This is a genomic window from Gemmatirosa kalamazoonensis (assembly GCF_000522985.1).
GTDB lineage: Bacteria > Gemmatimonadota > Gemmatimonadetes > Gemmatimonadales > Gemmatimonadaceae > Gemmatirosa > Gemmatirosa kalamazoonensis.
On the sequence record NZ_CP007128.1, the window covers coordinates 719,891 to 732,864 of the forward strand.

10 protein-coding genes are annotated in these 12,974 nt (G+C 74.4%); 5 read left to right on the top strand and 5 right to left on the bottom strand.

What is annotated here, in order from left to right:
• Positions 1-57 precede the first annotated feature (57 nt).
• The 3 genes from J421_RS03110 to J421_RS03120 are packed head-to-tail and all read right to left on the bottom strand — an operon-like array spanning position 58 to position 5,836.
• The gene (locus J421_RS03110; RefSeq protein WP_104022186.1) at positions 58-2,568 is read right to left on the bottom strand and encodes a serine/threonine-protein kinase; all 2,511 of its coding nucleotides are present in this window, start codon (positions 2,566-2,568) and stop codon (positions 58-60) included.
• Complete coding sequence (locus tag J421_RS03115) at positions 2,565-5,276, bottom strand: serine/threonine-protein kinase (protein ID WP_025409709.1); 2,712 nt, start codon at positions 5,274-5,276, stop codon at positions 2,565-2,567. Before J421_RS03115 ends, J421_RS03110 begins: the two co-directional genes overlap by 4 nt.
• Positions 5,273-5,836, bottom strand: a complete 564-nt coding sequence (locus J421_RS03120; protein ID WP_158508643.1) for an ECF-type sigma factor — start codon at positions 5,834-5,836, stop codon at positions 5,273-5,275. Before J421_RS03120 ends, J421_RS03115 begins: the two co-directional genes overlap by 4 nt.
• 161 nt (positions 5,837-5,997) lie before the next feature.
• Between J421_RS03120 and J421_RS03125 the strand changes: the two genes are divergently transcribed.
• Positions 5,998-6,804, top strand: a complete 807-nt coding sequence (locus J421_RS03125; protein ID WP_104023005.1) for an alpha/beta hydrolase — start codon at positions 5,998-6,000, stop codon at positions 6,802-6,804.
• 40 nt (positions 6,805-6,844) lie between these two features.
• Here J421_RS03125 and J421_RS03130 read toward each other — a convergent pair whose 3' ends face one another.
• Together J421_RS03130 and J421_RS03135 are read right to left on the bottom strand one after the other, a co-directional pair.
• Positions 6,845-7,273, bottom strand: coding sequence for a DUF1801 domain-containing protein (locus J421_RS03130; protein WP_025409712.1), 429 nt, complete (start codon positions 7,271-7,273; stop codon positions 6,845-6,847).
• A 32-nt stretch (positions 7,274-7,305) separates the two neighbouring features.
• Positions 7,306-10,059 (bottom strand): serine/threonine-protein kinase, encoded by a 2,754-nt coding sequence (locus tag J421_RS03135; protein ID WP_025409713.1) that lies wholly within the window; start codon positions 10,057-10,059, stop codon positions 7,306-7,308.
• A gap of 154 nt (positions 10,060-10,213) precedes the next feature.
• On the opposite strand from J421_RS03135, the gene J421_RS03140 reads away from it, so the two are divergent.
• The 4 genes from J421_RS03140 (at position 10,214) to J421_RS03155 (ending at position 12,926) form a co-directional block, all read left to right on the top strand.
• Positions 10,214-11,269 (top strand): FG-GAP repeat domain-containing protein, encoded by a 1,056-nt coding sequence (locus tag J421_RS03140; RefSeq protein ID WP_158508644.1) that lies wholly within the window; start codon positions 10,214-10,216, stop codon positions 11,267-11,269.
• Positions 11,239-11,787 carry an FG-GAP repeat domain-containing protein gene (locus J421_RS03145; RefSeq protein ID WP_104022188.1) on the top strand — a complete coding sequence of 183 codons (549 nt, stop codon included), beginning with the start codon at positions 11,239-11,241 and terminating at the stop codon, positions 11,785-11,787. Before J421_RS03140 ends, J421_RS03145 begins: the two co-directional genes overlap by 31 nt.
• A gap of 225 nt (positions 11,788-12,012) precedes the next feature.
• The gene (locus J421_RS03150; RefSeq protein WP_025409714.1) at positions 12,013-12,402 is read left to right on the top strand and encodes a VOC family protein; all 390 of its coding nucleotides are present in this window, start codon (positions 12,013-12,015) and stop codon (positions 12,400-12,402) included.
• Positions 12,403-12,443: 41 nt separating this feature from the next.
• Positions 12,444-12,926 carry a DUF1579 family protein gene (locus tag J421_RS03155; RefSeq protein ID WP_025409715.1) on the top strand — a complete coding sequence of 161 codons (483 nt, stop codon included), beginning with the start codon at positions 12,444-12,446 and terminating at the stop codon, positions 12,924-12,926.
• Positions 12,927-12,974: the final 48 nt, after the last annotated feature.

Below are 12,974 nucleotides of genomic sequence, written 5' to 3' on the forward strand. Positions count from 1 at the left end.
GGGCTCGATCAGGTACTGCGCGCGGATCCGCCTAACGCGGACAGCGCGCGCGCCGCCTCAGCGCTGCCAGGGCGCGGTGAAGCCTGGGGGCTGCGCGCGTCGCCGGAACAGCGCCGCCGAGTCGGGCTTGCCCCACGCCGCGTAGAGCGACGCCATGCCCGCGTACGCGAGACGCACGTTGATGTTCGTCTCGGCGGCGGCGGTGCGACGGAGCTCGGCCACCGCCCAACGGTACAGCGAGTCCGCCTCGGCGAACCGACGCTGCCGCGTCAGCACCCCGGCGAGCTTGATGTCGGTCACCGCGATGGCGGCCTGCTGACTGGCGGGCACGCGTTCGCGGATGGCGATGTTGCGCCGCAGCAGCGCCTCGGCGGAATCGAGCGCGCCGCGCTTCGCGACGACGTCGGCGAGGTAGCCGAGCGCACCGGCATACATCGCGTGGTTCGTGCCGTACGTCGCGCCGAACATCGCGACGGCGTCGCGCGTGAGCCGCTCCGCCTCGGTCGAATAGCCGTCGTGCGTGAGCGTCAGGCCGACGTCGAGCATCCCCGACGCCACGCCGAGGTTCGAGGGTCCGAGCGTGCGCCGCTCCATCGCCAGCGCCTGCCGCACGAGCGACTCCGACTCCGCCACCTTGCCGTGACGTGCGAGGATGTTGCCGAGCGCCTGCATCGCCCCCGCCGTCGCCACGTGCGCGTCCCCGAACGCCGCGCGGGATTCGGCGAGCCCCTCGCGGGCGAGCGACTCCGCCTCGGCGAACGTGGCCGTCCGCTCGTCGAGCACGTCCGCGAGCGCGAACGCCGCGCCGATGCGCTCGGTGTGCGGACCCGGGAACGCTCGACGCGTCGCCGCGAGCGCCTCGCGGCGCGCCCGCTCGGCGCCGCCGAAATCGCCACGCCACAACAGCAGGCTGCCGAGCTCCATGAGGTCGTGCGCCAGCGCGGAGTCGGCGCCCCTGCCGCGGTCCACGACGATCGCTCGGCGCTTGTAGTCCTCCCCGGCCGCGAAATCGCCGAACGCGACGGCGAGCGAGCCAAGCTGCCGGAGGCTCGCCGCGACGTCGGGGTGTGCGTCGCCCAGCGTCAGCCGCCTGACGCGGAGCGCCTCGCGCGCGAGCGTGTCCGCGGCCGCGTACTCGCCCTTCTCCCGGAGCACGCCCGCGAGCCTCGCCTCGAGGGCGGCCGTCTGCACGTGCTCCGCGCCGAGCTGCGCGCGCCGCAGCGCGAGCGCACGGCGCAGCAGCCCGTCGGCGCGCGGCAGATCCTCGAGGCTCGCGTACACGCGGCCGAGCGCCTCGAACATGCGCGCCTGCGCGAGCGGCTCGTCCCCGAGCTGGTCGGCGCGCGCGAGGCCGCGCCGCAGCAGGTCCGCCGTGGTCAGCGTGTCGGACCGCGCCTCCATCGGGTCGCTCGCCTCGAACAGGCTCGCCAGGAACGCCGTCACCGCCTCCGACTCGCCCAACGCGCGACGCGTCTGCTGCAGTGCCGCCGCGGCGCGGTCGCGCTCGCGCGCCGCCACCGCGGCCTGCCGCAGCGCGACCGCGCTGCCGACGACGAGCAGGCACGCACCCGTCACCGCCACCGCCGCCACCGCGCGATGTCGCCGCATCAGCTTCTCGAACCGATAGAATCCGCTGCCGCGATGCGCGAGCACCGGCAGCCCGTCGAGGTATCGCCCGACGTCGTCGGCCAGCAGCTCCGCCGAGCCATAGCGGCGCCCCGGCTCCTTGCGCAGCGCCATCGCGACGATCGCATCGAGATCCCCGCGCAGCACGCGGCCGAGCTTCTCCGTCGTCAGGTCGCGCGCGGTGGCGGCGGCGGGATCGCGCGTGGCGGCGGCGCTCGGCCGCTCGGGCTCCCGCTCGCAGACCGCCGCGTACACCGCCTGCGGCGCGTCGGTGTCGATGCGCTGCGCCGGGCGCCCCGCGAGCAGCTCGTACAGCAGCAGGCCTAACGCGTACACGTCGCTCGCCGTCGTCGGCGAGTCGCCACGCACCTGCTCCGGGCTCGCGTACGCCGGCGTCATGAACCGGAACGCGGTGCGCGTGACCGGCTGCGCCTCCATCGTGGGGTCGAGCAGCTTGGCGATGCCGAAGTCGAGCAGCTTCACCTGCCCCGCGGGCGTGACGAACACGTTTCCCGGCTTGAGGTCGCGGTGCAGGACGAGCTTCTGGTGCGCGTGGTGCACGGCGGCGCACACGTCCTGGAACAGCCGCAGCCGCGAGTCGATGCTGAGCCGGTGGCGGTCGCAGTACTCGGTGATCGGCAGCCCGTCGACGTGCTCGATCACGAGATACGGGAGCTGGCCGTCGGACACGCCGCCGTCGAGCAGCTGCGCGACGTTCGCGTGCGACAGCGACGCGAGGATCTGTCGCTCGGCGAGGAAGCGGCGCTGCAGCTCGTCGGCGTCGGGGCTCGCGCGCAGCAGCTTCACGGCCACTCGCTGCCGGTACTGCCCGTCGTCGCGCTCGGCGAGATACACGACGCCCATGCCGCCTCGCCCGAGCTCGCGCAGCACGCGGTACGGCCCGATGCGGCGCACGCTCTCGTCGCCCGTCGCGGCGCTCATGGCCACAGGTCGCGGAGGTCCACGTCCCCCGCGCGGCGCCGGTAGACCGCCGCCGAGTCGGGCTTGCCCCACGCCGCGTACAGCGTCGCCATGCCGGCGTACGTGCGGCGCACGGCCCGGTGCGAGTCGGCGGTCACGGCGTGCAGCGACGTGAGCGCGTCCCGGTAGAGCGTGTCCGCCTCCGCGAAGCGCCGCTGCCGCGCGAGCACGCCCGCGAGCCCCGCCTTGATCTCCCGCGTGATCCCCGCCTCCGGTCCGAACGTCGACGCCCAGATGGTGATCATGCGCCGGTACAGCGCGGCCGCGGAGTCGAGCGCACCGCGCTGCGCGAGGCTCTCCGCGATGTGCTCCAGCGCCGCCGAGTACGCGGGGTGATCCGTCCCGAGCGAGCCGCCGATCCGCGTCGCCGCGTCGGTGAAGACGCGCTCCGCTTCGGCCGAGTAGCCGCCGTCGCGGAGCACCTCGCCGAGCGACATCATCGTCCGTGCGACCTCGAGGTGCGACGGGCCTAACGTGCGCTCCTGGACGGCGAGCGCTCGGCGGATCAGGCGCTCCGCGTCCGTCTTCCGGCCGTGACGCGCGAGCATCAGGCCCACCTGCTTCATGACCTGTGCGGTCTCGGCATGGTCGTCGCCCAGCGCGGCGCGCGTGTCCGCCAGCGCGGCGACGTAGAGCGACTCCGCCTCGGCGCTTCCGCCCGGCCGGTCGTCGAGCGCGTCGGCGAGCCGCAGCATCGCCCGCGCGCGCTCGCGGTGCGGAGCGGGGAACGCGCGCCGCGCCACGGCGACGGCCTCGCGCAGCTCGCGCTCGCACTCCGCGTTCCGGCCGCGCGCGCACAGGAACGTGCCGAGCGTCGCGAGATCGCGCGCCAGCATCGAATCCTGGCCGACGCCGCGCCGGCGCACCGCGATCCCCTGTCGCATGTACGCTTCGGCCGACGCGAGGTCCTCGCGCATGTACGCGACGTCGGCGACCTGGGCCAGGCTCGCCGCGACGTCGGGGTGGGCGTCGCCTAACGCGAGCCGCCGCACGCGGAGCGCGTCGCGCGCGAGCGAGTCCCACGCCGAGTACTGTCCGCGCCGACGGAGCACGTCGGCGAGCGCGGCCTCGGTCGTCGCCGTGGTCGGGTTGCCGGCGCCGAGCTCCGCGCGCCGGACGACGAGCGCGCGCTGCAGCAGGTCGCCGGCGGTGGCGAAGTCGCCCCGGCTCGCGTACACGCGGCCGAGCGACTCGAGCATGCGCGCCTGCGCGAGCGGCTGCGACGCGAGTCGGTCCACGCGCGCGACGCCGCGGCGCAGCAGGTTCGCGGGCGTCAGCGTGTCGGGGCGGCCCTCGGTGGGATCGCTCGCCTCGAACAGACCGACGAGCAGCGACGTCACGGCCTCCGACTCGTCGAGCGTGCGCTCCGTCTGCGCGAGCGCGCCCGCGGCGCGGTCCCGCTCGCGCGCGGCCATCGACGCGAGCCGGAGCGCCACGGCGGCGCTGGCCACGAGCAGCAGCACGCTCGCCGCGGCGGCGACGGCCGCGGCGCGGTGCCGCCGCAGCAGCTTCTCGAATCGGTAGAATCCGCTGCCGCGGTGCGCGAGCACCGGCAGCCCCTCCAGGTACCGCGCCACGTCCGACGCGAGCAGCTCGGCCGAGCCGTAGCGGCGGCCGGGCTCCTTGCGCAGCGCCATCGCCACGATCGCGTCCAGGTCTCCACGCAGCCGACGCCGCAGCCGCTCCGACGTCGTGCCGCGCGACGCGGCGATCGCCTCGTCGTCCACCACCCGCGCGCTCGGGCGCTCCACCTCGCGCTCGCACACCACCTCGTACACCGCGCGCGGCGCGTCCGTGGTGAGCTGATGCGCCGGGCTGCCGGCGAGCAGCTCGTAGAGCAGGAGGCCTAACGCGTAGACGTCGCTCGTCGTCGTCAGCGAGTCGCCGCGCACCTGCTCCGGGCTCGCATACGCCGGCGTCATCAGCCGGAACGCCGTCCGCGTCACCGGCGCCGCGACGTCCGTCAGCGTCGGATTCAGCAGCTTGGCGATCCCGAAGTCCAGCAGCTTCACCTCGCCGCTGCGCGTGACGAGCACGTTCCCCGGCTTCAGGTCGCGGTGCAGCACCAGGTTCTGATGCGCGTGCTGCACCGCCGCGCACACGTCGCGGAACAAGCGCAGCCGCGTCGCGACGTCCAGCCGGTGCCGGTCGCAGTACTCCGTGATCGGCACCCCGTCGACGTACTCGATGACCAGGTACGGCAGCGCGCCGTCGGCGACGCCGCCGTCGAGCAGCGTGGCGATGTTCGGGTGCGAGAGCGACGCGAGGATCTGGCGCTCGGCCAGGAAGCGGCGGTGCAGCTCCTCGGCGTCGGCGCTCGCGCGCAGGAGCTTCACGGCGACGCGGCGGCGGAACTGGCCGTCGGCGCGCTCGGCGAGATAGACGACGCCCATGCCGCCGCGCCCCAGCTCGCGCAGCACGCGATAGGGGCCGATGTGCCGGCCGCGGCGGTCGTCGTCGAGCACGGCCACCACGCGGCCGGCCGCGGGGACGTCGAGCACGCTCTCCGAGCGCTGGTGCGCGGCGAGCAGCAGCGACACCTCACGCTCGAGCGCCTCGTCGCCGCCGCACCGCGCGTGCAGCCACGCCGCGCGCTCCTCCGGCGCGACGTCGAGCGCATCGTCGAACAGCGCCTCGATCGCCGCGCGCGACGGCGCGAGCCCGCTCACGGCGGTGGCGGCTCCTCGCTGAGCCACCGGTTGAGCCACGCGCGCGCCTTCACCCAGTCGCGCCGCACGGTGCGCGTCGTCACGCCGAGCGCGGCGGCGATCTCCTCGTCGTCGAGGCCCGCGAAGTAGCGGCACTCCACCACCTGGCGCTGGCGCGGATCGAGCCGCTCCAGCGCGTCGTCGATCGCGAGCAGCGTGGCCGGATCGAGGTCGGTCGACGACACGCTGTCGGTGAGCGTCGTCCGCACCCACGCCGGGCCCCGCTTCGCCGCGTGGCGCTCGCGAGCGTGCTCCACGAGCACCTGGCGCATGGCGTGCGCGGCGATCGCGAGCAGGTGCGAGCGGTCGGCGGCGTGCGGCACGCGCGCGGCGAGCTTGAGCCAGGCCTCGTGGACGAGCGTCGTCGGCTGCACCGGACGCACGCTCCGCTCGCGCGCGAGCTGACGACGCGCGAGCTGGCGCAGCTCGTCGTAGAGCAGCGGCAGCGCGAGGTCGAGCGCCGCGCGATCGCCGGCGACTGCGCCGGCCGACGAGTCTGGGATCGACGCAGACATCGGCATGGGACTCCCGGACGAGGTACGGAGAATGTGAGCGCGGCCGGACGGGGGCGACAGAGTGGATCTGCGTCGATCCGTCCCGCGCGCGGACATGCGTCACCGGACGGCGCCACGCGGCCCTCGTCCCGCGTTGACGCGGCCGAGGCCGCGTGCGAGCGTTGTCGATGACCCGACGCCTTCTCGCCCTCGCCCTCCTCGCCTGCCCCGCCGCGCTCCGCGCGCAGGGCGACGCGCCCGCCGACCCGGTCCCCGCGCACGACACGCTCACCGTGACGTCGCGCGCCCTCGGCGAGCCCCGGCGCATCAACGTGCACGTGCCGCCGGGGTACGCCGGGTCCGCCGCGCGCTTCCCGGTGCTGTACATGCCCGACGGCGGCGTGGACGAGGACTTCCCGCACGTCGTGAACACCGTCGACTCGCTCGCCGCGGCCGGCGCGATCCGGCCGGTGATCGTCGTCGGCATCCCGAACACCGAGCGGCGGCGCGACCTCACCGGCCCCACCCGCGTCGCGCGCGACAGCACGATCGCGCCGCACGTCGGCGGCTCGGCACGGTTCCGCGCGTTCGTGCGCGACGAGCTGCGCCCGGCGATCGACGCGCGATACCGCACGACGAGCGAGCGCGCGATCGTCGGCGAGTCGCTCGCCGGGCTGTTCGTCGTCGAGACGTTCCTACTCGACCCGACCTCCTTCGATCACTACGTCGCGTTCGACCCGAGCCTGTGGTGGAACGGCGGCGCGCTCGTCGACTCCGCGTCGGCGCGGCTGGCCGCGATGCCCGCCGGCCGCCGCACGCTGTTCATCGCCAGCTCCCGCGACGGCATCGACGAGCGGAGCACGCGCCTCGAGTCCATGCTGCGCGCCGCCACGCCGAGCGGGCTGACGTGGGTCCACTCGCCGCGGCCCAGCCTCACGCACGCGACGATCTTCCGCGCCGTGGCGCCGTCGGCGCTCGCGGCCGCGCTCCGGTAGCGATCTACGGGGCGACCGCGTCATGTCATGGTCGGCACCCTCACGTGCTGGTCCGCGCGATCCCGTCTCGGATCGCCGCTTCGAGCACCGAGAGGTCGATGTTGCGAAGTGTGCCGAACTTGATGCAGTAGCCGGTCACGGTCGCCTTGCCCAGCGCACCGCCGTAGGTCTCGGCCAGGTAGGTCCTGTCGTCGAGGCCCATGATGTAGACGGAGATGCCCGTCGTGTTGGCGCTCAGGCCGATCTGATAGAACTCGCGGGTGCGCCCATCGGCGTAGGCCATGGTGAAGCGTCCATACCCGATGTTCGGGTTGGACACCGTGCGACCGCTTTCGTCCTTGCCGTCCAGGAACCACAACCGGCAGTCGGGCATCAGCCGCAGCATCATGGCGTGCAACGTCTGCATGTCGCCGCGCTTGCGCTCGGGCTGCGCGGCCAGGTAGTCGCTGATCTGCGTGTGCACGTTCATGTCTCGCTCCGTCCAAGGACGCCGACGCCCGCTCACGGTGGCGCGAACCCCGGCGGCTGCGCCAGCCGCCGGTAGCGCGCCGCCGAGTCGGGTTTGCCCCACGCCTGGTACAGCGTCGCCATCCCCGCGTACGTGCGGCGCACGTCGACGTTGCCGTCGGAGGTGTAACTCCGCAGCACGCCGAGCGACCACCGGTACAGCGAGTCGGCCTCCGCGAACCGGCGGCGCTTCGTGAGCACGCCGGCGAGCCCACCGTTCGTGAGCGCCACGATGCCGTGCCTGGCGTTCCCCCGCTTCGTGCGGATGGCGAGCGCGCGGCGATACAGCGCCTCGGCCGAATCGAGCGCGCCGCGGCGCGCGAGCACGTCGCCGAGGTAGCCGAGCGCGCCGGCGTACGCGGAGTGGCCGGTGCCTAACGACGCCGCGTACATCGCGGCCGCCTGGCGCGTGAGCCGCTCGCCCTCCGCCGAGTAGCCGTCGCGGCCGAGCACCCGCGCGAGGTCGGTCATCGTCGTCGCCACGTCGACGTGCGTCGACCCCAGTGTGCGCTGCTGGAGCGCGACCGCCTCGCGGAGCAGGCGCACCCCTTCCGCCGTGCGGCCGTGGCGCGCGAGCATCTCGCCGACCTGCCCCAGCGCCGTGGCCGTCTCCGGGTGCGAGTCGCCGAACGCCGCGCGACTCTCGGCCAGCGCCGCGAGGTAGAGCGACTCCGCCTCGGCGCGCGTCGCCAGTCGCTGGTCGAGCAGATCCGCGAGTCGCAGCGTGACCTCGACGTGGTCGCGATGCGGGCCGGGAAACGCACGCCCGGCCGCCGCGCGCGCCTCGCGCAGCGCCGCCTCCGCGGCGTCCGACCGGCCGCGCCGCCCGAGCACCGCGCCGAGCTCGCGCAGGTCCATCGCGAGCGCGGAGTCGGCACGGTGCCCGCCGCGACGGTCGACCGCGACCGCCTGGCGGTGATACGCCTCCGCCGCGGGAAGATCGGCGAAGTACACCGCGAGCGCGCCGAGCTGCCGCAGACTCGCCGCGACGTCGGGGTGCGCGTCGCCTAACGCGAGCCGCCGCACGCGGAGCGCCTCGCGGGCGAGCGTGTCGGCCGCCGCATACTCGCCGCGCTGCCGCAGCACGAGCGCGAGCGCCGCCTCGCCCGCCGCCGTCTGCGCGTGCTCGGGACCGAGATGCGTCAGGCGCAGCGCGAGCGCACGCCGCAGCAGCCGCTCGGCGAGCGGCAGGTCGCCGAGGCTCGCCTGCACCCGGCCGAGCGTCTCGAGCATGCGTGCCTCGGCGACGGGCTGGTCGCCGAGCCGGTCGGCGCGCGCGACGCCGCGACGCAGCAGGTTCGCGGCGGTCAGCGTGTCGAGCCGCCCCTCGGTGGGATCGCTCGCCTCGAACAATCCCACGAGGAAGCTCGACACCGCGTCGGACTCGCGCCGCGCGCGCTCCGACTCCGTGAGCGCGGACCGCGCGCGGTCGCGCTCGCGCGCGGCGAGCGAGGCGAGGCGCAGCGCGAGCGCGGCGCCGCCCACGAGCAGCAGCGCGCTGGCCGCCGCGAACGCCGCGGCCGCGCGGTGCCGGCGCAGCAGCTTGCCGAGGCGGTACCATCGGCCGGCGCGGCGCGCGACCACGGGGTTGCCGTCGAGCACGCGGGCGACGTCGGCGGCGAGGAGCTCCGCGGATCCGTAGCGGCGGCCGGGCTCCTTGCGCAGCGCCATCGCCACGATCGCGTCGAGGTCTCCGCGCAGGAGCCGCCGCAGCCGCTCGGGCGTGGTGTCGCGCGCTGCCGCGGCGACCGGATCGTGCGCGACGCGTACGCTCGGCCGCTCCGGCTCGCGCTCGCAGACCGCGTCGTAGACGGCCTGCGGCGCGTCCGAGTCCACGCGGTGCGCCTGCGCGCCGGCGAGCAGCTCGTAGAGCAGGAGGCCTAACGCATAGACGTCGCTCGTCGTCGTCAGCGAGTCGCCGCGCACCTGCTCCGGGCTCGCGTACGCCGGCGTCATCAGCCGGAACGCCGTCCGCGTCACCGGCGCCGCGACGTCCGTCAGCGTCGGATTCAGCAGCTTCGCGATCCCGAAGTCCAGCAGCTTCACCTCGCCGCTGCGCGTGACGAGCACGTTCCCCGGCTTCAGGTCGCGGTGCAGCACCAGGTTCTGATGCGCGTGCTGCACCGCCGCGCACACGTCGCGGAACAAGCGCAGCCGCGTCGCGACGTCCAGCCGGTGCCGGTCGCAGTACTCCGTGATCGGCACCCCGTCGACGTACTCGATGACCAGGTACGGCAGCGCGCCGTCGGCGACGCCGCCGTCGAGCAGCGTGGCGATGTTCGGGTGCGAGAGCGACGCGAGGATCTGGCGCTCGGCCAGGAAGCGGCGGTGCAGCTCCTCGGCGTCGGCGCTCGCACGCAGGAGCTTCACGGCGACGCGGCGGCGGAACTGGCCGTCGGCGCGCTCGGCGAGATAGACGACGCCCATGCCGCCGCGGCCCAGCTCGCGCAGCACGCGATAGGGGCCGATGTGCCGGCCGCGGCGGTCGTCGTCGAGCACGGCCACCACCCGGCTGGCCGCGGGGACGTCGAGCACGCTCTCCGAGCGCTGGTGCGCGGCGAGCAGCAGCGACACCTCGCGGCGCAGCGCGTCGTCGGCGTCGCAGCGCGCGCGCAGCCATGCCGCGCGGCGGTGCGTGGGCACGTCGAGCGCGTCCTCGAACACGGACTCGATCGCGGCGCGGTCGAGCGCCGTGCGGTGGCCGTGCGTCGTGCGCGGCGTCTCGGACGACGGCCCGGTCGGCGGCATGGGGCTCTCCCCGGGAGGACGAGTCAATCTGCGGGCGGCCGGGCGCGTCCGACAGCGGCCCTCCAAGAGAGTACGCGAAACGCGCGGCGAGCGGACATCGCGGCGGCAGTGTGTCGTTGACGCTGCGGCGACCGCTCAGGCAGCTTCCCTGTCCGTGACCTCTCGTTCGCATCGCCATCCGGCGCTCGCCGCCGCACTGTTGGGCGCCCTCGCCTGCGGCCGTTCCGCCGACCCGACCGCCGACCTCTCGGGGCGGCAGCTCGCGGAGCGCTACTGCGCGTCGTGCCACCTGCTCCCCGAGCCCGCGCTGCTCGACCAGGCGAGCTGGCGGCGATGGGTGCTGCCGCGCATGGCCCGCCGGCTCGGCCTGCGCGGCGTCGGCGACGCCGACGCGGAGGAGCGCGTCGAGGGCGGCATCGCCGGAGAGCGGGTGCGCGCCGCCGGTGTGTTCCCCGACTCGGCGCGCATCACGCGCGCGGCGTGGCAGCGGCTCGCCGACTACTACCTGCGCGCGGCGCCCGCGGCGTTAGGCGCGCCGCCCACGCCGCCGGTGGCGATCGGGGTGCCCGGGTTCGAGGTGCGCGTGCCGACGTTCCGCATCGCGAGCCCGATGGTGACGCTCGTGCACGTGGACAGCGTGCGGCATCGCATCTTCGTCGGCGATGCGACGCCGACGGGCCCCGCGCTCACGGTGCTCGACGCCGCGGGGCGCGTGACGGCGTCCTATCCGCTGCCGTCGCCGGTGTCGCACCTGCAGCTCGACGGCGACACGATGAAGCTGGTGTTCATGGGCAAGCTCCATCCGTCCGACGTGCCGCGCGGCGCGCTGGCCGTGATCACCGCCTGGCGCCCCGGCAGCTCCCCGTCGATCGCGTGGGAGGTGGACACGCTGCAGCGGCCGGTGCACGCGTCGTACGCGGACCTGAACGGCGACGGCGTGCAGGACGCGGTCGTGAGCGAGTTCGGGAATCTCACGGGACGGCTCGCGTGGTACGAGCGCACGCCGGCCGGCGTGAACGTGCGCCACGTGCTCGCCCCGCAGCCGGGCGCGATCACCACGGTCGTGCGCGACTTCGACGGCGACGGGCATCTCGACGTGCTCGCGCTCATGGCGCAGGGCGACGAGGGGATCGTGCTGTTCCGCGGCGGCGCGCGCGCGGCGCGTTCGCCCGCGAGACGGTGCTCCGCTTCCCGCCGGCGTACGGCGTGACGTCGATGCAGGTCACCGACGTGAACGGCGACGGCAGCCCGGACATCGTGCTCACGAACGGCGACGCCGGCGACTATCCCGCGCCCGTCAAGCCGTACCACGGCGTGCGCATCTTCCTGAACGACGGCGCCGGGAAATTCGCCGAGCGATACTTTTTCCCGATGCCGGGGGCGTTCAAGGCCATCGCGCGCGACTTCGATGGCGACGGCGACGTGGACGTCGCGGCGATCGCGTTCTACCCCGACTACGCGTCGGGCCATCCGCTGTCGTTCGTCTACCTCGAGAACACCGGCGGCCTGCACTTCACCGCCCACACCTTCCCCGACGCCGACCGCGGGCGGTGGCTCACGATGGACGCCGGCGACGTCGACGGCGACGGCGACGTGGATCTCGTGCTCGGCTCGTTCGCGCAGCTCGACGCGCTGGGCGACGAGCGCGGCGTCGCCGCGCGCTGGCGCCGGCCGGACGCGCCGACGCTCCTCGTGCTCGAGAACACAGGCTCGCGTCGGAGACCCTGACACGGAGCACACCACCGAACCGCCGAGGACGCAGAGGGCCGCAGAGGGCTGCCCTCTTCATGTCGAACGGCAACGACCACTGGGGATCCAACGGCGAACAAAGGGATCTCGAGATCCTTGCCATCGCCGTTGGATCCCCAGGGTACTCGCCTACCACCTCGCCCTATCGTCGTTCTCTGCGGCCCTCTGCGTCCTCCGCGGTTCAATTCGAACAGCCAGTTCTGAATGACACGCCTGGAACACACGGCACTCTGGACGCGCGACCTCGAGCGGGCGCGCGCGTTCTACGAGCGGTGGTTCGGCGCGACGGCCGGCGCGCCGTACGCGAGCGCCACGACGCGCGGCTTCCGATCGTACTTCGTCACGTTCCCCGACGGCGGCGCACGGCTCGAGCTCATGACCGTGCCCGAGCTCGCGGACGCGGCAGGCGCGCCGGCGGTCGGCTGGGCGCACGTCGCGCTGTCGCTCGGCTCGCGCGAGGCGGTCGATGCGCTCGCCGCGCGGATGGCGGCGGCCGGGGTGCCGGTGGTCTCGGCGCCGCGCACGACCGGCGACGGCTACTACGAGGCGGTGGTGCGCGATCCCGACGGGAACCTGGTGGAGATCGTCGCCTGAGCGCACGTTAGGCCAGCCTTCCCCCGGACCCGCGAGGTACCATGGCGATCGACGAGAGCGAGACCCCACCGATCCGCGGTCCGCAGCACGACGCGCTCGCCGTCTTCCTCGGCCGGTGGCGCGCCGAGGGCGACTCGTACGGCGGACCCTCCCAGTCGCCCGACGATCCGAGGGGGGCGGTCGCGCCGTGGGTCAGCACGCACACGGCGCGCTGGCACACCGGCGAGTTCTTCGTCGTGCAGGACGAGCGCGCGGTCGTCGGCGGCGCGCCGTTCGACACGCTGAGCGTGCTCGGCGTCGACCAGGCGACGGGCCACCACTTCGCGCGCACCTTCGAGAACCACGGCTTTCACCGCCACTACGACGTCACCGTCGACGGGCGCGTGTGGACGTTCACCGGGCTGCGCGAGCGCGCGCGCGTGGAGCTGAGCGACGACGGACGCACGCAGACCATCACGTGGGAGTGGCGGCCGCACGACCGGTGGCTCCCGCTGTGCGACCGCGTCGCGCGACGCGAGGACTGACGCCATGGACGACTCCACGCACGAGTGGTCGTGGGACTGAAGGAGGAC

Bases quoted from the DNA above. Each gene is read 5' to 3' on its own strand.
- J421_RS03110 (WP_104022186.1), bottom strand. From the start codon at position 2,568: ATGAGCGCCGCGACGGGCGACGAGAGCGTGCGCCGCATCGGGCCGTAC.
- J421_RS03120 (WP_158508643.1), bottom strand. From the start codon at position 5,836: ATGCCGATGTCTGCGTCGATCCCAGACTCGTCGGCCGGCGCAGTCGCC.
- J421_RS03125 (WP_104023005.1), top strand. From the start codon at position 5,998: ATGACCCGACGCCTTCTCGCCCTCGCCCTCCTCGCCTGCCCCGCCGCG.
- J421_RS03130 (WP_025409712.1), bottom strand. From the start codon at position 7,273: ATGAACGTGCACACGCAGATCAGCGACTACCTGGCCGCGCAGCCCGAG.
- J421_RS03135 (WP_025409713.1), bottom strand. From the start codon at position 10,059: ATGCCGCCGACCGGGCCGTCGTCCGAGACGCCGCGCACGACGCACGGC.
- J421_RS03150 (WP_025409714.1), top strand. From the start codon at position 12,013: ATGACACGCCTGGAACACACGGCACTCTGGACGCGCGACCTCGAGCGG.
- J421_RS03155 (WP_025409715.1), top strand. From the start codon at position 12,444: ATGGCGATCGACGAGAGCGAGACCCCACCGATCCGCGGTCCGCAGCAC.